The following is a 20,760-nucleotide window of genomic DNA, read 5'->3' as shown; positions in this document are numbered from 1 at the left end:
CGCATTGTCCCCCATAAATTACGAACAATACAATAGGGGTTAGGACTTTTGTCTCAACCCCCTTTTGGGTTATACGAATATCTTCAAATGTCAAGATTGATTGCTGCATCAAGTGCCATTGTTTGTTGAAAATTATTCAATGACTGTTGAAGTGGATGTCCTTTTAGCTTATTAATAATTTCTTCGATGCTTAATGGATTTTCAGGTGCACCTTTTGGGATTTTAACGCTCATTGATTGAGCTAGGTCATTATTTGTTATAACTGATAGCTTGACAAATCGGCTTGTTTTTTTCTGCCGAGGCAGGTCATAGTACCTTTTAATTTTCGGTAAATCTATGATAAACTGCCTTGGCACCTCTGCAGGTGAGAAAAATTCATTTTTGACTTCACCGAAGCTTAAGACCTGCCAAATAATATATTCAATTGAAAACTTACCTTCAATCCCGTTTTTAGGCTTTTTAAAGCGTAGCGCCTGATCCTGATTAGGTGAAAAATGTATTTCAATTGCTTTAAGGTTTTGAATTCGAATGCCCATTTGCCAAAGCTGTTCGGCTGCATCATAGCCAGTCATTGCGGCAGAGCAAAATGGAAAACGTTTGAACCATAAGCCCGGTTGAATAATTTCCCCAGGGGATAAAAAGGAAGCGAAAGCAGATTTAAAGCTTTCTTGTTCCGCATTTAAGGTTTTTAGCCAGCCGCCGTTCTCTCTAAAGGGTGCCATATCGGTTTTGATTTGTGTCTTTGTGACAAGCTGATAGCTGAAAACTGCCGCCTGCGCAGCTAGACCAGCGTGCAGTGGCTTAATATCGCTACCAAATTGAAAGGACATTCCCATTGATTGTGTTGCTGCCAGCGAGATGAGCCTTGTTAAATCGGTTCGACTTAACTGCTTTAGATGCCCAATCGCAACTGCTGCTCCAATATTACCTAAGACTGAAGTCGCGTGCCAGCCTTGAATTTTCAACTGTGGATTGACTAATTTACCCAAGCAGCCCTCGACTTCAAGCCCAAGAATATAGCTTTCAAAAAAATCTTGCCAAGAATGCTCAGACTTTGATACGGCAAGTAATGCTGAAAAAATAACAGCACTCGGATGCCCTTGTATGTTCGGCTGCACATCATCAATATCAAGATAATGTGCTGTAAAGCCATAAAATAAAGCAATTTCTTCATTTGAAAAATGGTAGCTTGTGCCAACGGCTTTATTATGTTTCTCTGACTGTTGATAAACTTGTGCAAATTGTTGGATTACAGGCTCGTCTAATGCCAGAAAGTAGGAGGCTAGATAGTCAATAAAAGCTAACTTTGCGATTGAAAAAAGTTCGCTATCGGACTTAATATTTGCTGCTTCAATACAATCGAGTAGCAATTCAGTATTATAATCTGCCATAAATTTTTTCAATTTCTTGATAAACGTCATCGACAACTGATACTGATTGACCTGTATATTTTGCAGGATCAAGCCATTCGTCAATCGTTGGGCGATCAAAATATTGCTGGATGGCTTCAGATTCTAAGAGTGTATCGGCAAATGAGCGATTTTCTTCAAAAGCAATCATTGATTTTTCATAGACAATGTGATGAGCGGTTTGTTTGCCAAGCTTTTTACCGACCTCAAACATGACCTTTTCAGAAAGCAGCAATCCATATTGACGATTCAAGTTTTCAAGCATTTTATCTTCACGAACAACAAATGTGTCCAAGATTGACAATAAATTCGTTAATTGACCAGATAAGTAGATACTAATTTCTGGTAAAGCGATCCACTCTTGCCGCCAGCTCATCGCATCTCTTTCATGTTCGACGTGCATGCTTTCGTGTACTAAAGAAACCCCTTTTAAAACAGGTGGTGTTAATGAGGCTAAGGTTTCAAATGCTGCGGGATTACGCTTATGAGGCATTGTTGATGAGCCAATTTTCCCTTGACTGAAGCCCTCTTCAATCTCCCCAATTTCAGTGCGCATCAAATTGTAAAATTCATTGCCGATTTTACCAAGCGTAGCGCTAATTAAACCGACGAGGTTTGCATACTCACTAAAGTTATCACGGGATGATTGTAGACTGGCGATTGGCACGTTTAATTCTAGATAATCTAATGCCTGCTTTTCAACAGCCTTACCGGCTTCTCCAAGTGAGGCAAATGTACCAACTGCACCATTAATATTTCCTGTTAGAATGCGAGCCTTGCTCTCTGTAAGCCTTGCTGCGTGTCTGGAAAATTCGGCTGTCCATATTGCTAGCTTGTAGCCAAAGGTGATTGGTAATGCCTGCATCGCATGTGTTCTACCAACCATGACTGTATGCTGGTATTTTTTCGATAATTTAGCCAGCCTTTTAATAATCGCCGTTAAGTCACGCTCGATAATAGCTAATGCCTCTTTTAATTGGATTACTGTTGCCGTATCAACAATATCCTGCGTTGTGGCACCATAATGAACGTATTCCCCAGCAGTGTCAGCCTTTTTTTGAACAGAATTAATCAGCCCCATTAATGAATGCTTGGCAATTGCTGTCTCCTTTGATATTTCGTCTAAATCGTAGAGCGAAATATCACAAACGGCAGCAATTTGCTTTGCAGCAGCTCTGGGAATGACATCAAGCTCACCTTCAGCTAATGCAAGTGCGGCTTCAACATCCAATTGTCTTTGAAGTCTCGTGACATCATTGAAGACAGCCCGCATTTCTGCTGTGCCAAAATTATTTTGTAGTGCGAAATTATCAATTACATGACTACCCACTTTTAAATCTCCTCCTAAATTAAAATAAAGAAGCGGATTGACCTGTTTGACCAAATTAAAGTGAAGCGTGGTCAGCTCAAGCATTAATCCGCTTTATTATTTACTACTAATTTTTTTCGGTTACATCAATACCGTAGTATTTTTCTGAAAGCTTCTTAATAGTGCCATCCTCGAGTAAAGCCTTTAATTCCTTATCAAATGCTTTTCTTAGCTTTTCACCACGCTCATTTTTAGCAAATGGAAAGGCAACCTCACCAGTTGCAATATCTTCAGGTAAAACACGTAGTGCTAAATTGTCCTTTTTAATTGTTGCGGCTAAGACAGCCTTATCCTGTACATAACCCGCTACCTGTCCTTTAATCGTATCTTCTTGTGGTCCCTCACGTGTATCGTATTGACGAACATCAATGTCAAGCTTTGTTTTTTCGATATATGCTTCTAGCTCAGTCAATTTATTACTACCGGCAACACCGCCAACTGTTTCGCCAGCTAAATCCTCAGTGCTTTCGTATTTACTATCCTCTAAAACTGCAATTCCAGAAGCTGTGTATGCATATGGCTCAGTAAAATCGACAGTTTCTGAACGCTCTGGTGTAATTGCAAAATTATTAGCAATTGTATCTAATTTGTTAGCATTTAACGAAGCTAAAAGACCATCAAAGGCGCCGGTTGTCCACTCAAGCTCATAGCCCAATTTGTCAGCAATTGTCTCTAACACCTCAACGTCATAGCCGACTAATTTATCGCCATCTTTATAAGAATTAGGAAAGGATTGCCCAGTTGCACCAACTTTTAACGTGATTTTTTCCTCGCTATCACTTTTTGCTGTTTCCTTTTTGCTGCTTGACGAACAAGCAACCAAACTTGCTGAAATGACCAGTAGACCTGCTGCTGTAAATAGTTTTGTCCATTTTTTCATAATTAAATCTCCCTTTTATATATATATATATTATTAATAATTAATAATCTTTTTAATCAATCGAATTAATTCTCGATTTTGTTCTGTGTTGCCAATAGTTATTCTAAAATAATTTGGAAAGCCAAAGAATTGCCCATCCTTAAAAATCACTTCTTCAGCTAATTTTTCGATAAAATCAGATGGATGCTTTTCTAGCGAAATAAATAAAAAATTTGTTTCACTTTGAATAACCTTAAAATCAAGTGCCTCAAGCTCGGTAATTAAATATTCTTTTTCATTTTTAATATATGAAAAAGTTTCTTTTTGACTTGTTTTATCGTGCAAGCTCTCAATTGCTGCGACAGCACCTAAACGATTATGATTTGGCGGAATCCGATAGGGTAGAATAGTCTGGATTAATTCAGGCTGAGCAACGGCGTAGCCGATTCTAAGTGCTGCCAAACGATAAAACTTTGAAAAGGTTCTTAGAAGAATTACGTTTGGAAAATCAATTACAAATTGCTTTGAAGTGGCTTCTGATTTAAGATTTGCAAACTCAATATACGCCTCGTCAATCGCAATAATGATGTCTGAGGACACCTTGCTACAAAAATTAAGTAGGTCTTGTTTTTTCAAAATCGTTCCGGTCGGATTAAATGGATTCGTCAACCATATAATTTTAGTTTGTGGTGTGATTGCATCAACAATGTGCGATAAATGAATTTGAAAATTTTGATTGAGTGGCACATTGATTACCTTTGCGCCATTAAATTGACTAAAGCGTTTATGCCAAATGAAAGTCCCCTCTGGTACGATTACCTCACTATCCTGATCTAAAAAGACCAATGCGAGTAAAGATAAAATTTCAAATGAGCCATTACCAATTAAGAAATAGTCAGGATTTAAATCCCATCGTTCACTCAGAGCATTTCTGAGCTTAAAACCACTATTTTCTGGATAACGTGAAAGCTGATTAAATTCTTGATAAATTGCATCTTGCACACGTTTTGATGGTAATAGGGGATTTTCATTACGATCCATTGCTAATTTGTGCTTGGCATTTATTTTTGGATAGTGTTGCGTGCGATGCTGTTCGACAAAGGCTTTTTTGACTTTAGTCAAGGGCATGACCCCCTTCCTCGATAATTTTGAATGCCTCATTAATTGCTGAACTAAGTAGTGGCTCGGAAAGATTGGGAATAAAGAAGCTTACCTCGTCAGTAAAATGCAAAATAAAATGATTTGAAAGTTGTGTAATTATTTTTGTATCCGTCAATCCAAAATTTTTGATCTTTACTTTAAAATCAATATTTTTTAGAAATTGAAGATACCAATCGTAATTGTCTTGCTCAAGAATTAATTGAACTAGGGTAGTTAAAGCAATGATTTCGCCATGCAAAAGCTCATGATGATCAATTAGCTTTGTCAATTCGTTGTGTAAAGGGTGTGTGACTCCTCGATACATTCGCCCCTTGCTCTTGGCACCAGCAACACCAACGATATTTATAATAGCATCAATGGTTTGGGCAAATTCATCTGAGGTCAATTGCCTGCTAGCGATAATTTCTCCGATTTTTAATAAAAAATCAGCGGAAAGCTGGGCATTCTGATAAATAAAAGCAACCGTTAAGTCGGACGAATCGGCTAGAGTATAAGGCTTCGTATCAACTGCTCGACTGACTGCATCAATTAATCCTGCTTTTAGATAGCGATTTGGCGCTTTTTCAATAATTGTGGCATCAATCAAAAGAACATCCGCACATTTTTGGTTTTGCTTTGCGCCGATATAGGCGCCATCTGCTTGGTATAGAATTGAATTTTTTCTAAAAGCCGCGTTAGTTGCGGCAATGGTTGGAATTGTCATTAGGAAGCAATTTAGATTATCAGCGACTGCTTTGCCAACATCACAAACCTTACCACCACCAACTGCAATCACGCCATCAATATTTTTCTGCTTCGCATAATCGCTGAAATATTGAATTACTTCTGATGTCGGATAGGCTTCAAGTATTTGTTTGTGAAAACTAATTTGATTGTCGTTTAAAGCTTTTTCAATAGATGCTTTGGTTGCTTGCCAAGCTTTTTTACCAGTAATAATTAATATACTTTGAATATTTGAAGGTAGATAGTCTGCAAGGCTAGATAATATATTAGCTTCCTCAATTATTTTTTGTGGAAAATAACTTGAGATTTTCATTAAGACTCCTCTTCTTTTTTAAATCACAAAATCCAGTGATGTATCTTCTGTAGTGGACATCAAGAAACGTCTTGTTCGTTCTGAGCTAGGCTGTGAAAATAATTTATCGGGTGTACCACTTTCAACAATCACACCACCGTCCATGAAGATAATCTTATCAGCTACTTTTTTAGCAAATTTCATTTCATGAGTTACAATAACTAAAGTTATATTTCTCTTGGATAATTGTTCAATCGTTTTAAGAACCTCGCCAACTAACTCAGGGTCAAGAGCAGAAGTTGGCTCATCCATAAAAATCACTTTCGGCTCAACCGCTAATGCGCGTGCAATACTGACTCTTTGCTGCTGACCACCACTTAGCGTAATCGGATATTGATTGCTTTGCTCTAATAAGCCAACCTGCTCAAGTAGCTCATTAGCAATTTTAATGGCCTCGTTTTTTGTTTTACGTTTGCTGCTAGTCAATGATAAAGTCACATTTTCAAGAACAGTCTTATTTTTAAAAAGATTAAAATGCTGAAAAACCATCGCTGATTGTTGTCTCAATTGATAACGATTTTTTGAGGTTAGCTCGCTTACATTGACCTTTGCATCACCAACTTTAATAATGCCTGTTTCTGGTTCTTCGAGTAGGTTTAGGCTGCGGAGTAGTGTTGATTTGCCAGACCCACTTGGTCCAATAATTGCGACCACCTCACCTTCATTTACTTCTAAATTGACATCCTTAAGCACTGTTTTATTGCCAAAGGCTTTGGATAAATTTTCTACTTTAATCATTATTTCCTCCTCGGATTAAATATGATGGATTTAGCGTTGATAAGCCTTCGACATTCTTTTTTCAACTAGATTTTCCAATCGTCCAATAATAATAATCATGAACCAGTAAATTAAACCAACCGCCAAATAAGTTTCAAAATATCTGAGATTTGAGCTAGCAATCAGCTTACCTTCAGCAAATAATTCAGTTATACCTAAGGTAAATGCTAATGAGCTTTCCTTGACTAATGATACAAAAGTGTTTGTGGTACCGGGTAACGCATTGATAATTGCTTGAGGAAAAACCACCTCTTGATAGATTTTCCATTTTTTCATACCGATGGCCAGACCAGCTTCAATTTGCCCTTGATCAACAGAGTCTAGTCCTGCTCTGAAAATTTCGGTTAGATAGGAAGATTCCTTAAAACTGAAAGTGATAATCACCGCATACATCGCACTTAGCGAATTGAAGGCTGGAAAAATTTGTGGCAAGCCGAAGTAGACAATGAAAAGCTGGACAACCGTTGGAAAACCACGAAATAGCGAAACATAAAGACCAGCGAGAGAAGAGATAATTTTATTATTTTGTCTGCGGAGCAACGCCATAATAATGCCTAAGATAATGGCAAAAAACATTGCGCTAATCGATATTAATAATGTTACTGGGATAAAGGGGATTATTTCGGTAATTGCTTGTACTAAATAACCTAAATCAATCATTTAAAGCTCCATTTCTTTTTTGAAGTAAAGTGTGACATGCTTATTATTTGCTAGCTTTTGGCGGTCATAAACGATAAATCCTTGAGCTTCATAAAACTGCCGCAGCCACGGATGATTTTCAGCTGTACCAAGCGTTAAGTAGGGTGAGTGTAGTAGATCCTGGATAATGTTTTTTTCAACCCAAGCTAGTAATTTTTTGGCATAGCCATGACCTTGAAAATCGGGATGTGTCGCAAAACGCCCTAAATGTGGGTAGCCAGTAATGCTTTTAGCCTTACTCCATGGAAATCGAATTGAGAGCGTACAAACAAGCTGATCTTGTACAAATAATCCATAGGTTAAATGCTCAGCTAGCCATTGGGACATCTCCGCTTCATTTTCAGTAGCCGCAGCGAATGAAATTGTTTTTGCATCGATTGATTGGTAAGCCAAATGGATTAAGCTGTAGTAATCATGGCTATCGTAACGTGTTAAACGTTTAATTTCAGTCATTATAAATCATACTTTCATAATTATTATTTTCACGTAATCTTATCAGAATTCAAAAATTCTTAATAATACCAGTATTCTATTCTTTGATAGTCATTGACTATCATTCAGATAGCAAAAGTTAATTAATTAGGTTATTTTCTTATTATTCATCGTTGCAATTGTTTATACATACACATTTAGGTTTATTAATTGACTGATATGCATTTTATCTATCACATATTCGACTTTATCTATCACTTAACTAATTTTATTTATGTTAGAATGCTTCTAAACAAAGCTTGAACATTTATAAGTAGAATGGAGATTTATTAATATGACTCAACTCGTTTCTGAAGCGTTATATAATGAATTAGTTGCTTTTAGGCATCTGGTTCATCAAAATCCAGAATTATCAGGTCAAGAATTTGAAACAACCAAGCGCCTAACTGCTGCTTTAAAGGCGTTAGATATTAAAATTATTCAAACTAAGCTTCCAACAGGTGTGATTGCAGAAATTGGTGATGACACCAAAGGTCCGACGATTGCTTTACGTGCTGATATTGATGCATTGCCAATTGAAGAAAAAACTAATTTACCCTACGCTTCTGTTAATCAAGGCGTGATGCATGCCTGTGGTCATGATTTTCATCAAACAAGCTTACTTGGTGCAGCAAAAATATTAAAGGCACAAGAAGCGTCATTAAATGGGCGGGTTCGTTTAATTTTTCAGCATGCTGAGGAAATTCACACGGGTGCAGCAGAAGTAATCGAAGATGGGCATTTAGCAGATGTTCAAGCAATTATCGGTTTTCATAATAATCCGGCGTTTAAGGCAGGGGAGATTGGCATTAAGCCAAATGGCATTATGGCGGCTGTTGATCAATTTTACGTTAAAATCAAAGGCGTTGGCTCTCATGCGGCAGATCCGCATTTAGGTCGTGATACGATTGTTACTTTAACGCAAATTATTGCTCAATTGCAGACGATTATTGCTCGAAATGTTTCGCCGCGTGATGCGGTTGTTTTAAGTGTGACACACATTGAGGCTGGCAATACATGGAATGTTTTACCGGATGAAGGCTTTTTTGAAGGAACTGTTAGAAGCTTTGATCAAGCAGCACGCGTACTCGTAAAAAAACGTTTTTATGAAATTGTTGAACATCTTGCTGAGGCTTATCAGGTTGAAGCAGAGATTACTTGGATTCTAGGTCCAAATGTCACCAATAATGATCCAAAATTAACTGAAATCGTTTTCCAAGAAACCTCAAAATTTGCCGACGTTTTTGTACCGCCAGCAAGTAATGCAGGTGAGGATTTTGCAACCTTCCAAGAGCAAGTCCCCGGTGTCTTTGCCTTTATTGGTACGAATGGTGCTGAAAATGCACCGGGCTGGCATCATAGCGATTTTACGGTAGATGATACAGCGTTGCCCTTTGCAGTTGAATATTATGTGAGTAATGCCAAGCGCTTATTAGATGAGCTTCAATCATAGGAATAATTGACGTCAATAGTTAGCAAAAATAAATAAGCTAGATTACTTAAGCTTATTTATTTTTGCCGTTTTTTTGCATACTAAATAATCAGTCTTTATTGCTGACTGTGTTACAATTATCTTTAAGATGTCTGTTTTGAAGGCATAAATTTTTTAGAATTTGAGGTGTAGATATGGTTAGAATTCAAGACGATTTATTTGAAAGTGTCAATGGTGAGTGGATTGCTGAGACTGAAATACCAGCAGATAAGCCAAGAATTGGTAGCTTTGATCAATTAGTGATTGATATAGAAGATACGTTGATGTCTGATTTTAAAGATTTAGAACCCGAAGCTAGTGATGATGCACCGTTTAAAGCATTTTTGCAATTTTATCATCAGGCGGGAGATTTTGAAACGCGTGATCGGAATGCTGTGACGCCTGCCCAACCTTTTGTTGAACGAATTGAAGCATTAGATTGGTCAAGCTTTTCTGAAAGCTTAAAAGAATTAACTTTAGAAGGTTATCCAGTCCCATTTACCTTTTCTGTGCAACCGGATATGAAAAATACTTTAACTCATGCGTTATACTTTAGTGCACCAGGCTTGATTTTACCAGATACGACCTATTATGCTGAGGCGCATCCAAACAAGGCTGAGCTATTGAAGGTCTATCGTGAAATGCTGGCTAAGCTATTGCCTAAATTTGGTTACTCAGCGGCTGAAGCAAGCCGAATTATTGATGAAACATTAGCATTTGATGCCTTGCTTGTGCCTGTAGTGAATACCTCTGAGGAAAATGCTCGCTATGCTGATTTATACCGACCACAAAAGTGGCAAGCTTTTACAAAGGCTATTCAGACTGTGCCAATTACTCAATTAGTATCAGAACTAATTCAAACAACGCCAGAATTTGTGATTACTGAGGAGATTCGTTTTTATGAACAGTTTAATCAAATCATCAATGCTGATAACTGGCAATTGATTAAGTCATGGATGCTTGCCAATCAAGTTTTATCGTTTTCAAGCTATCTATCAGACGAATATCGTCAAATCGGTGGTGAATTTAGCCGTGCCCTGAGTGGTGTTGAAAAAGCGCGTGCACAGGACAAGCATGCTTATGATTTAGCAACTAGTACCTTTTCACAGGTTGTCGGTCTGTATTATGGGCAAAAGTATTTTGGTAATGAAGCAAAGCAAGACGTATTGCGGATGACTCAAAAAATGATAGCCGTTTACAAAGAACGCTTAACGGCGAATGATTGGTTGACTAAAGAGACAATTGACAAAGCCATTTTGAAATTAAATAAACTGGAACCGATGATAGGCTTTCCAGATCGGCTACCAGAAATTTATCATCAATTTTCAGTTAAGTCAGAATTATCATTATTGGAAAATGCGGACGCTATTTCTCAAATTCGGATTGCCGAGCATTATGCGAAATATACCAAACCGGTTGATCGTAAAGAATGGCATATGCCTGCACATATGGTGAATGCCTACTTTAGTCCAACCTCAAATCAAATTGTCTTTCCAGCTGCTATTTTACAAGCACCATTTTACAGCATTGAACAGTCCACTTCGGCGAATTACGGTGGGATTGGTGCGGTCATTGCCCATGAAATTTCGCATGCCTTTGATAATAATGGTGCGCTATTTGATGAATACGGTAATATGAATAATTGGTGGACAGATGCAGATAAGGCTGCTTTTGAAGCAAAGCAAGCGGCGATGATTGAAGAATTTGATGGTTTGGAAATCTTTGACCGCAAGGTGAATGGTAAGCTGATTGTTTCGGAAAATATTGCAGATAATGGTGGAATGAATGCAGCATTGACAGCTGCTAAGACAGAGGCAGATGTTGATTTAAAAGCCTTCTTTATGCAGTGGGCTGAAATTTGGCGCATCAAGGTGCGTCAAGAGTATGGTCAAATGCTACTTTCAGTTGATGTCCATGCGCCAGGAAAATTACGGGCCAATATTCAGCCCCAAAACTTTGAAGAATTTTATCAAACCTTTGCCGTAGAGTCGAGTGATGGCATGTACCGAAAACCTGAAAACCGGGTTATTATTTGGTAAAATTTTAAAATATAATAGTCAATTATTCTTAAAGCATTTTTTAGAAGTATTTTTCTTCTAAAGGATGCTTTTTTGTATTTTATTTATTTTTTTTTATTTATCATTGACAAATTTTATTTTTAGTTTTATAGTTAGTTGGTGAAGTAACTAACCGATTAAGCGGTTGTGAAAAAATATTAGAAAAGACTATAGATAGGTGTGATGTCTATGCTACGTCAAAATAAAAGATAGGAGGTAGATATGAATTTTGATGAAACAAGTCACTTGCCATTATTTCAACAGGTTGCTGAGCAAATTGAAGAGGCAATATTAAGTGGCGCTTTTAAGGAAGGTCAGCAGATTCCGTCAACTACCGAAATTTCCAAGCAATTTCAAATCAATCCGGCCACTGTTTTGAAGGGTATGAATATTTTGGTTGAAAAACAAGTAATTGAAAAAAAGCGAGGGATTGGAATGTTTGTGAAACAGGGTGCTAGACAAATCTTACAGGCAGAAAAGAGAGAATATTTTTTTAATCAAGAAATCAGTCAATTAATTTTTGAGGCAAAACGCTTAAATATTTCGTTAGAAGAATTAGTGAAACAAATAGAAAGAGGGTATCAATTATGAGTTTAGCAGTCCAAAATATTCAAAAATCTTATCGAAAGCAACAGATTTTAAAGGATATTCGAGTAGATTTCAAGCCAGAAACAATCTATGGTCTTCTAGGTCGTAATGGTGCAGGGAAAAGTACACTTTTAAATGTAATCAGTGCACGAATTTTTGCTAATGAAGGCTGCGTCACCTTGGATGGTCAAAACCTGATTGAAAACGAGACCCTACAAAATCGAATTTTCTTGATGAGTGAGGATAACTTATATACTAAATCGCTCAAGGTCAAGGAAATATTCAAAATTACAGAATCGTTTTATGGTGACTTTGATTGGGATTTGGCGAATCGTTTGACAACTGCCTTTCAATTAAAGCAAAAGCTGTCCTTTAGAAAATTATCAACGGGTTACCGCAGTATTTTAAAATTGATTGTTGCATTATCAGTTCCAGCTGATTATATTTTTTTAGACGAGCCTGTTCTTGGCTTGGATGCCAATCATCGAGACTTATTTTATAGAACACTTATTGAAACCTATAGCGAGCGACCAAGAACCTTTGTGATTTCTACACATTTAATTGAAGAAATCGCTAAATTGATTGAAGAAGTGGTTATCATAGAAAGCGGTCAAATTATTGAGCAAGTAAGCGCAGAGGCAATTAAGACCTCTAATGTTAAAATTAGTGGCGCAAAGGATATGGTGACTCAATTTACAAACGGTATGGATATCATTGGTCAGGATGAGCTTGGTGGGTTAGTAACTTATTATGTCAAAGATTATCCATTGCAGAATGTACCAGATGGTTTGACAGTCAGTCCACTTAATTTACAAGATTATTTTGTTCAGATAACCAAGCGGAAAGGAACTTACTAATGAAATTAAAAGCAACTATTTTTTATCGTCTAAAGTATCAACTGATTTCTCTGGGCATTTATTATCTGTATTTTTTGGGGTTTTCATTTGTTCTGCCGGGTGTCACCATTTTCTTTATCAGTAAGCAATCAATTAATAGTGAGACGATGGTTCAATCAGACTTACTATTTCCTGCGTTAATATTCACGATGATTTTAGCAATTATTGGTGCACGGTCAGATTTTAAACTCTGTATTCAAAATGGTGTCAGTCGTTTCAATATCTTTTTGGGCAATTTAATCACTAATTTTATTATTAGTAATGTTGTGGTGATTTCGGCATTTTTATTTAAAGCGGTATTTGATTTATTATTTAAAGATTATTTCAATTATTCTTTTGTGATTGTGGATCAGTATGCGCCAACTAATATGCTAGCGCGTTATTTATTAACCTTAGTTATTATTTTTATGATTAGTAGCTTAGGGCTATTAATTGGTATTTTCTTTGATCGATTTAGCAATCTTATTAAATTACTAATTGGTGCAGCAGTGGTTCTAACGCCATTTTTACTTGGCACAATTTATTCATCCCTTAGTAGTGCTGCCAAGCATCAAGTGGTCACTAGTATTAAGAATATCATTGGTCTTAGTGCAGATGGTCAGCTTAGAGTAATGCCATTAATAATCACATTTTTAACAATTTCATTGATTAATTTAGTAATTACCTATTTGTTAAATCGCAAAAGAGAGCTACAAAGGCTGACTTAAAAGTAGGTCCTGAGAATGATTTTATCTCGCTTATATTAAGATAAGCTTAGATTTAAAGGAGGAAAAAAATGACAAATTTGATAATTAATGCCAAAGGGATTAAGCGGCAATACGGCAAGGGTGAGAGTGAATTCTTTGCTTTAAAGGGTGTCGATATTGCGATTAAACGTGGTGAAAGTGTAGCAATTATTGGTAAATCAGGTAGTGGTAAATCAACCCTAATGCATATTTTATCATTAATGGATCGTCCGACCTCGGGTAGTCTTAAAATTGCAGATCAAGAAACTTCAAAGTTTAAAGAAAAAGAATTGTCAAAGCTTAGAAATGATACCTTTGGTTTTATTTTTCAGCAATTTTTCTTAAATGGTAGTCAAACTGTTTTAGAAAATGTGGCATTACCCTTGAAAATTGCTGGTGTTTCTAAACGTGAACGTAATGAAAAGGCAATGGAGGTTTTAAAGCTGGTTGAGCTAGAGGACAAGGCTAAAAATAAAGCAAATGATTTATCAGGTGGTCAAAAACAGCGGGTTTGTATTGCTAGAGCTTTGGTCAATAATCCTCAGGTAATTTTTGCGGATGAACCAACAGGTAACCTAGATTCAGTAACGAGTGAGATTGTTGAGAATATATTATTTGATTTAAATGAAAATCATGGTATTACGTTGATTACTGTTACCCATGATGATGATTTGGCGGAAAAATTTGGTCGTCAGATTACGATTAAGGATGGGGAGGTAGTTTCAGCATGAACTTAGTTGAATTAATAAAAACAGCAACCTCTAATTTAATGCGCAGTAAAGCAAGAACAATTTTGACTATTTTGTCGGTGTTTATTGGCGCATTTGCGATTAGTCTTACGATGGGGCTAAATGTCGGCGTTAATGATTTTGTGGATAAACAAATGGCCTCAGTAGGTACAAAAGACGAAATTAATATTATGAAAGTTAATAAGGCAGCTGAAAAAGAGGATGCCGATGAACCAGATGAGTATTCAGCTGAAAATGAACAAAATGCGAGTGCTGGCTATATGAATGGTACAGAGATTAACTATCTTGATGAAGCTGACGTGGCAAAATTAAAAGAAAATAGTCAATTAAAGGATGTTGAGCCTTCTTTGGCGACGAACATTCAATATATTGAAGGAAAATCTGCTAAGAAATATCAAGCTAGCTTAACCTATCTATCTGGTAAACCAAATTTGAGCTTGATTAGTGGTAAGCTATTAGATAATAAGTCTGATGACTATCAAATTATGGTTAATGAAAGCTATGTGAAATATCTTGGTTATAGCAATAAAAATATCATCGGTCAAAAACTGACAATTGCCGTTAATGATTATACGAATCAAAATACTGAATATATAGAAGCAACAGTTGTTGCTGTGCCAAATAAATCATTATTAAATACAGGCGGCGCCTCAATTATTAATAAAAGCTTAAACGATAAGATTTATGAAATTAATCAAAAGAACGCACCAGCTGAGATGAAAGCAAAGTATATGTACGTTGGTGCTAAAATTAAGGACTATCAGGGTCAGGATGATGTTGATCAGCTGAAAAAAGAAATGGAAAAAGATGGCTATCAGGTACAAGGCTTTGAAGAAGCGCTAGGTCAGGTAACCGGTGTTGTTAATGGGATTACAGGCGCATTAATCTTATTTGGTGCGATCGCTCTAGTTGCTGCTTCCTTTGGGATTATTAATACGCTTTATATGTCCGTTCAAGAACGCAAACAAGAGATTGGTTTGATGAAGGCACTCGGTCTAACTAGAGGAAAGGTTTTTGCTCTATTTAGTTTTGAAGCAATCATGATTGGCTTCTTTGGTTCATTGCTTGGTTTGCTTGGTGCCTTTGGTATTGGCTCAGTTATTAATAATATTGCAGGTCAAACATTCTTGAAGGATTTACCAGCCTTTGATTTAATCAAATTCAATTTGAGCTCATGTTTAATTGTAATGGGTGTAATTATGCTGATTGCCTTCTTAGCCGGTACATTACCATCAAGAAAAGCCAGCCGCTTAGATCCAATCGAAGCATTGCGGTCGGAATAGTTATTATTAAAAGGGGTTGGGACAAAAGTCCTAACTCCCTTTTAATTGTTCGTAATTTACGGGGGACAATGCGACAACGATTAGTCAACGCCTAAGCAGAAAATCTGCTAAGGCACGTTGCCCTAGCTTTTCCATAAGTCGCTAAAGCGACAACTTCAATGCCATAGGAAAACAGACAAATTTCCGAACATTATCTAAAAAGCGTAAACGGCTCGTTCTGAAAGTTGAGCATAAGACTGAAAAATAGTAAAGGCGTTCTTTGCCATGACGACTTACTCTCCGAGAATTTCAGAGTGAAATTTGAGGCAGTTAGTCGGCAAGGTATGCAATTGAACTTAATTTTATAAGCGACCAAGGAGAGCTTATAAAGTTTAGTTCAATTGTTGCCACAAATTATTTTCTCAGCTAATGCCGATACTTTCAAGCCGTTGAAGCTAGATTTCCCGCTCGGGCCAAGTACGCCGAGTAAATAAACGCGAAGTTAGCTTGTTTTACGATTTTTTTACGAGGCAATTTAGCATATTTTCTACGTCGTTAAACGTCTTTTGTCCCACCTCCTTTTGTTTCTTTTTTGCTTCGCAACAGTATTGAGAATATTGCTGTAGCCAATAGCATGCCCAGACTTGCGCCGAGCAATTTGAATTTTAATTGATGCAGAAAAGCTATTGATGAAAATGAAGCAATCGCCAGGATTAAGGCAGCTGACAGTAGCGTTAGTAATAGTTGTCGATTTTTAGTAAACAATGGTTTACCTAGCAATTCTGAATATTTTTTTCGTGCTGCGGAGATTACAATTAGATTAACAAAAATCATTGTACTCACAATAAGGCTTGCAAAGGTTGGCATTTTGAATCCTTTAACTTCAAATAAATTAAATAGTACTAAACATAGTAATAATAAGTTAAGGGCGTAGCTTGCATAATAAATTTTCTTATTCTCATTTAACTCGGTTTTAGCTTTAATATTGTTGATCATGCCAACATCCTCCTTCAAAAGTTCATCAAGAGAGATTTCAAAATAATTACTGAGTTGGATTAATTTTTCAATATCAGGATAACTGCGTCCAGTTTCCCAGCTTGAAATTGTTTGTCTTGAAACGTGAAGCTCATCTGCTATTTTTTCTTGAGTTAGCTTTAATTCTGTACGTTTCAATTTTAATCGGTCACCAATATTCATTTGATACGCTCCGTTTCAATTTAGTGAGGCACCTGCCTCTATTTCATCCTAATTAGTATTTGAAGGTTTGGCGAGACAAGAGTTGTTGCAATTAAATATTTATTGAATTTATTTTGCGCTAAGATTTGTTGCAACCTCATGAAATCAATCAATTAAGCAATATTTTTTCTTTTTTCAAAACGTTTAAAGGCAAAAAATAAATAAACACAAGTCAATAAAGCAAAAATACCGAGACCACCAAAGGCTAGCGAAAAATTAAATTTTTCAATCAGCCAGCCGGTGATGGGGAAGAGAAACATCAAGAAAAGGCTGAACGTCATCGAGGAGACACTAAGCATGGTCGCGCGGACACTACTTGGAATGCGATGATTGAGATAGTTTGAAAAAACGGGTATGACAAATACCCATAAAGCATTGCTAAATAAATAAATAATTAAGAAAATAATTGATAAATTAAAAAAGCTTAAAAGAAATAACCCACCACAAAAAATAAAGCCAGTTAACAAGATTGCTTTAAACTTAAATTTATCACCTAGAATCCCCGCAATCCCTGCAGCTGAAACTTGGATAATCAGACTGATTAGCATAATTAGGGCAATCTGATGGCTTGGCAAATTTTCAAGCTTGGTCTGATAGAGAAAATAATATAATGTAATCAAGGCGCCAAGGAGCTGGACTGCTAGCATTAATGGGAATAATCCCTTTTGTTGTCGCAGCTCATTAAGGACAGTCGCTGCAATCTGTTTAACACTTGAGTTATCCTGACTTTTTTTCATTTGCGGTTCCTTGACGGCATAAATCAAGACTAAAGCAATTAGCATGGCAATGATTTTAATGATATAAGTTATCCACAGTCCCTTGTGAACTAAAAAGCTTGCAATAATCATACCAGATGCAAGTGCGCTCTCATAAATGGCGGACATAAAAGAATTAACCTTTAAAAAGCGCTTTGCTTGCCCATCTTCTGCCATTGATTCATATAATAAAGCTTCTCTAGTGCCGCTCGCCAGGTTATCCCCAATCCCACGAATTACCATTCCGAGGGCGAGTAAAATAAAAATATCTGTAGATACAAAAATTAAACTATAAATAATGACTGCACAAATACTGAAAGCTAAATTACGGCGGTAACTAAAGCGATCAGCCAAAGCGCCTGAAGGTAGTTCAAATAATAGAGAGGTTGCGTTATAAATACTTTCTAAAAAAGTAATTTCGATGATTGATAACCCTTTTTGTTTAAAGAAAATGATCCAGAGAATCGTGACGCCAAAATAATTAAGAAAATTATAGCCGCAGATTAAAGGAATATTTTTTTGATATGAACGTATCATTTTAACCTCCTTATAATATAAAATGACAAGCTTGTTGAAATAAGCTAGCACCAGAGAATTATAGCACAATTTGCTAATAAATATTGGTATACACCAATTAAACGTGTTATAATGAATTCAGTTGAAGCTAGAGTTGATAATAAAGGAGTAGAAATGAAAAAATACATTTATGCTGATAAGTTTTTTTATGCTAATGAGGTTAAATCTGCTGGCTTTTTAGCAATTAATAACGGTAAATTTGGTGATTTTCAGGTTGAAAAACCAGTAGATGCTGAAATTATTGATTATACAGGTCGCTGGATTGCACCAGGCTTGGTAGATACTCATATTCATGGTTTATTGGGTAAGGATGTAATGGACAATCATTATCAAGATGTTACTGAGGTAATGAGTGAAGGCTTGCTTGCTTGCGGTGTAACGAGCTTTTTACCGACAACTTTAACAGCGCAGGCTGATTTATTAAAGGCTGTTTCTAAGGGGATTGGTGAGCATTATCAGGAGGCTAAGGGCGCGAAGATTCAAGGTATTTACTACGAGGGTCCATTTTTTACTGAAACTTATAAGGGTGCTCAAAATCCAGCATATATGAGTGATCCAAGTATTGAGGTTTTTAAAGAATGGCAAGAGGCAGCGCACGGTTTAATTAAAAAAATTGCGGTAGCACCTGAACGTGATAATGTTGCGGCGTTTATTTCAGAAGTAACAGCTGAGGGTGTTGTGGTTGCTTTGGGTCACTCTAATGCAACCTATGAACAGGCCGAGCGGGCGGTTGATGCGGGTGCAAAGGTCTGGGTTCATGCCTATAACGGCATGCGTGGCTTAAACCACCGTGAGCCCGGAATGGTTGGTGCAGCAATGCATTTAAAGGAAACCTATGCCGAATTAATCTGTGATGGTCATCATGTTCATCCAGTTGCTGCTGAGGTATTAATGGCAGCTAAGGACCGTCATCATATTGCCTTAATCACGGATTGTATGCGCGCAGGTGCAATGCCTGATGGTCAATATACCTTGGGTGAGTTTCCAGTAACAGTTAAGGATGGACAGGCAAAGCTTGAAAATGGTTCTTTGGCGGGTAGTATTGCCGAATTGAAAAATTGTGTAAAAAATGTGGTTGATTGGAATATTGCAACTGCTGAAGAAGCGATTAGAATGGCAAGCTTAATCCCAGCAATTAGCTGTCAAATTGACGATGTCTGTGGTCAAATTAAAGCAGGCCGTGATGCCGACTTTATTGTCCTAGAGCCAAATATGGATTTAGTGGCAACCTATTTAGATGGTGTTAAGCGATACGAAGCATAACATTAAAAAGGAGTTGGGACAAAAGACGTTTAGCGATGTAGAAAAAGATGCTTTCTCCCTGATTAAAACTGTGAAAAATAGACGAGTCAGACGTTTTCTGTCTGACCAGATAACGTATCTATTTGAATAGTTTTGAGAGAGACAGTTCGTCGAGACAAGCTAATTTTACGTTTAACATATTCGGGCGTGCTTTACCCAAGTGGGAAAAGTATTTGTTTGAGATGTTTTAGGTAATCTAGCTTCAGCGGCTTGAAATATTCGATACAAGAAAAAAGTAATTCGCGATAAAGGGCATCGCTATAATTATTTTTACCTTGTACTCATATTTCAGACCGAGCCGTTTACGCTTTTTGGGTAATCTAGCCCGTAAATTACGAATATTGCGAAAGGGGGTTGGACTTTTGTCCACCCCCTTTTTTATAATTAAATTAACCTAAAAATCTCGTCGGTAGAATCGATCAACTGGTCAGCCGCAGTTTGATCTAAGCCATAGTGATAATCTTTAATCGCGAAAACGATCATCCCCGCGCTTTTTCCTGCAGCAATTCCCTTCTCACTGTCTTCAATTACCAAGCATTCCTCAGGCTGAACCTGTAACAGCTGAGCTGCCTTGAGATAGATTTCAGGGTTAGGCTTTGATTCTTTAAAATCATCACCGCTGAGCTGGTATTTAAAATATTGGCTGAGTTGGTTAACTTTGAGACAACGCTTGATATCTTTTTGTGACGAGCTTGATGCTAAGGCCAGTGGATAAGCTTTACTTAATTTTTGGAGAGTAGACGGAATAGCTTTAAAAAGTAATTCCTGATACGGTAGAGGATGCTGTTCTTTGTATGCTAAATATTCATCTGATAGCTTTGCGATATCATATTTATGATAATTATCGCCAAGAACTGCCTGCCAAGTATTTTTCATATTGCCACCAATAAAAAATTTAGGTGGTAAATGATCAAGATTGAGCTGATAAAAATCTCTTAAAAAATTTTCGCGGCGTTGATAATAAAAATGTTCTGTATCTACAAGAACACCGTCCATGTCAAAAATAATCGCTTTGTATGTCATAATTCATCCTTTTCTGCTATTATTTATACCTAATTTTTATTTTATCATAATTCCTATTTTTACTAAATTGACTGCAAGGTTTTTCCTGCTGGCTTGAGAGTTTTTTTGGTAAGCGATTCAATTGACTTTGACGCTTAAATTAGTGTAAATTGAAGATAAGCGTTATAATTTGTTAGTTTTAAATTTAATTGCCGCAAAAATTTTAAAAATAGCCCCCCCCTTGTTTTGAATGGATCTAAACAAGGCTTTTTGTTATTTTATAAATCTTATGGTTGATAGGAGATATCTATCACCTATATA

Annotated in this window: 19 protein-coding genes; 8 read left to right on the top strand and 11 right to left on the bottom strand. The window is 36.8% G+C overall.

Annotated features, from left to right (window positions below; genetic code table 11):
- Positions 1-83: 83 nt before the first annotated feature.
- From HOY35_RS11275 to HOY35_RS11240, 8 genes are all read right to left on the bottom strand, one after another.
- Positions 84-1,391 (bottom strand): MmgE/PrpD family protein, encoded by a 1,308-nt coding sequence (locus tag HOY35_RS11275; RefSeq protein WP_172213771.1) that lies wholly within the window; start codon positions 1,389-1,391, stop codon positions 84-86.
- Positions 1,378-2,739 (bottom strand): adenylosuccinate lyase, encoded by a 1,362-nt coding sequence (gene purB / locus HOY35_RS11270; RefSeq protein ID WP_172213769.1) that lies wholly within the window; start codon positions 2,737-2,739, stop codon positions 1,378-1,380. Before purB ends, HOY35_RS11275 begins: the two co-directional genes overlap by 14 nt.
- Before the next feature lie 106 nt (positions 2,740-2,845).
- Positions 2,846-3,658: a transporter substrate-binding domain-containing protein gene (locus HOY35_RS11265; protein ID WP_172213767.1), complete on the bottom strand. Its 813-nt coding sequence runs from the start codon at positions 3,656-3,658 to the stop codon at positions 2,846-2,848.
- A gap of 33 nt (positions 3,659-3,691) precedes the next feature.
- The gene (locus HOY35_RS11260) at positions 3,692-4,759 is read right to left on the bottom strand and encodes a histidinol-phosphate transaminase (protein ID WP_172213765.1); all 1,068 of its coding nucleotides are present in this window, start codon (positions 4,757-4,759) and stop codon (positions 3,692-3,694) included.
- Positions 4,752-5,834 carry an iron-containing alcohol dehydrogenase gene (locus HOY35_RS11255; RefSeq protein ID WP_172213763.1) on the bottom strand — a complete coding sequence of 361 codons (1,083 nt, stop codon included), beginning with the start codon at positions 5,832-5,834 and terminating at the stop codon, positions 4,752-4,754. Before HOY35_RS11255 ends, HOY35_RS11260 begins: the two co-directional genes overlap by 8 nt.
- A gap of 18 nt (positions 5,835-5,852) precedes the next feature.
- Complete coding sequence (locus HOY35_RS11250) at positions 5,853-6,611, bottom strand: amino acid ABC transporter ATP-binding protein (protein ID WP_172213761.1); 759 nt, start codon at positions 6,609-6,611, stop codon at positions 5,853-5,855.
- Positions 6,612-6,641: 30 nt separating this feature from the next.
- Positions 6,642-7,310 (bottom strand): amino acid ABC transporter permease, encoded by a 669-nt coding sequence (locus tag HOY35_RS11245; protein WP_172213759.1) that lies wholly within the window; start codon positions 7,308-7,310, stop codon positions 6,642-6,644.
- Positions 7,311-7,802, bottom strand: a complete 492-nt coding sequence (locus HOY35_RS11240) for a GNAT family N-acetyltransferase (RefSeq protein ID WP_172213757.1) — start codon at positions 7,800-7,802, stop codon at positions 7,311-7,313. It lies immediately after the preceding gene.
- Positions 7,803-8,115: 313 nt separating this feature from the next.
- Here HOY35_RS11240 and HOY35_RS11235 point away from each other — a divergent pair, with 313 nt between their 5' ends.
- The 7 genes from HOY35_RS11235 (at position 8,116) to HOY35_RS11205 (ending at position 15,589) form a co-directional block, all read left to right on the top strand.
- Positions 8,116-9,273: an amidohydrolase gene (locus HOY35_RS11235; protein WP_172213755.1), complete on the top strand. Its 1,158-nt coding sequence runs from the start codon at positions 8,116-8,118 to the stop codon at positions 9,271-9,273.
- 173 nt (positions 9,274-9,446) lie between these two features.
- Positions 9,447-11,330 carry a M13 family metallopeptidase gene (locus tag HOY35_RS11230; RefSeq protein ID WP_172213753.1) on the top strand — a complete coding sequence of 628 codons (1,884 nt, stop codon included), beginning with the start codon at positions 9,447-9,449 and terminating at the stop codon, positions 11,328-11,330.
- A 240-nt stretch (positions 11,331-11,570) separates the two neighbouring features.
- Positions 11,571-11,939, top strand: coding sequence for a GntR family transcriptional regulator (locus tag HOY35_RS11225; RefSeq protein WP_172213751.1), 369 nt, complete (start codon positions 11,571-11,573; stop codon positions 11,937-11,939).
- The gene (locus HOY35_RS11220) at positions 11,936-12,793 is read left to right on the top strand and encodes an ABC transporter ATP-binding protein (protein ID WP_172213749.1); all 858 of its coding nucleotides are present in this window, start codon (positions 11,936-11,938) and stop codon (positions 12,791-12,793) included. The genes HOY35_RS11225 and HOY35_RS11220 overlap by 4 nt, the downstream gene beginning before the upstream one ends.
- A complete protein-coding gene (locus tag HOY35_RS11215; protein ID WP_172213747.1) occupies positions 12,793-13,539 on the top strand; it encodes a hypothetical protein in 747 nt (248 codons plus the stop codon). The genes HOY35_RS11220 and HOY35_RS11215 overlap by 1 nt, the downstream gene beginning before the upstream one ends.
- A 68-nt stretch (positions 13,540-13,607) precedes the next feature.
- Positions 13,608-14,288 (top strand): ABC transporter ATP-binding protein, encoded by a 681-nt coding sequence (locus tag HOY35_RS11210; protein ID WP_172213745.1) that lies wholly within the window; start codon positions 13,608-13,610, stop codon positions 14,286-14,288.
- Positions 14,285-15,589, top strand: coding sequence for an ABC transporter permease (locus HOY35_RS11205; RefSeq protein ID WP_172213743.1), 1,305 nt, complete (start codon positions 14,285-14,287; stop codon positions 15,587-15,589). Before HOY35_RS11210 ends, HOY35_RS11205 begins: the two co-directional genes overlap by 4 nt.
- Positions 15,590-16,123: 534 nt before the next feature.
- Here the strand turns inward: HOY35_RS11205 and HOY35_RS11200 are convergent.
- Both HOY35_RS11200 and HOY35_RS11195 read right to left on the bottom strand, forming a co-directional pair.
- On the bottom strand, positions 16,124-16,765 hold the full coding sequence (locus HOY35_RS11200; protein WP_172213741.1) for a helix-turn-helix domain-containing protein: 642 nt from the start codon (positions 16,763-16,765) through the stop codon (positions 16,124-16,126).
- Between the two features lie 152 nt (positions 16,766-16,917).
- Complete coding sequence (locus HOY35_RS11195; RefSeq protein WP_172213739.1) at positions 16,918-18,096, bottom strand: MFS transporter; 1,179 nt, start codon at positions 18,094-18,096, stop codon at positions 16,918-16,920.
- 153 nt (positions 18,097-18,249) lie between these two features.
- Between HOY35_RS11195 and nagA the strand changes: the two genes are divergently transcribed.
- Positions 18,250-19,398 (top strand): N-acetylglucosamine-6-phosphate deacetylase, encoded by a 1,149-nt coding sequence (gene nagA, locus HOY35_RS11190; RefSeq protein WP_172213737.1) that lies wholly within the window; start codon positions 18,250-18,252, stop codon positions 19,396-19,398.
- Between the two features lie 423 nt (positions 19,399-19,821).
- Here the strand turns inward: nagA and HOY35_RS11185 are convergent, their stop codons facing one another.
- Positions 19,822-20,460, bottom strand: coding sequence for an HAD family phosphatase (locus HOY35_RS11185; protein WP_172213735.1), 639 nt, complete (start codon positions 20,458-20,460; stop codon positions 19,822-19,824).
- Between the last annotated feature and the right edge of the window lie 300 nt (positions 20,461-20,760).

The organism is Enterococcus sp. MMGLQ5-1, from assembly GCF_013155265.1.
GTDB lineage: Bacteria > Bacillota > Bacilli > Lactobacillales > Streptococcaceae > MMGLQ5-1.
Note: the sequence above shows the minus strand (reverse complement) of the source record. Positions and strands in the feature narration are given on the sequence as shown.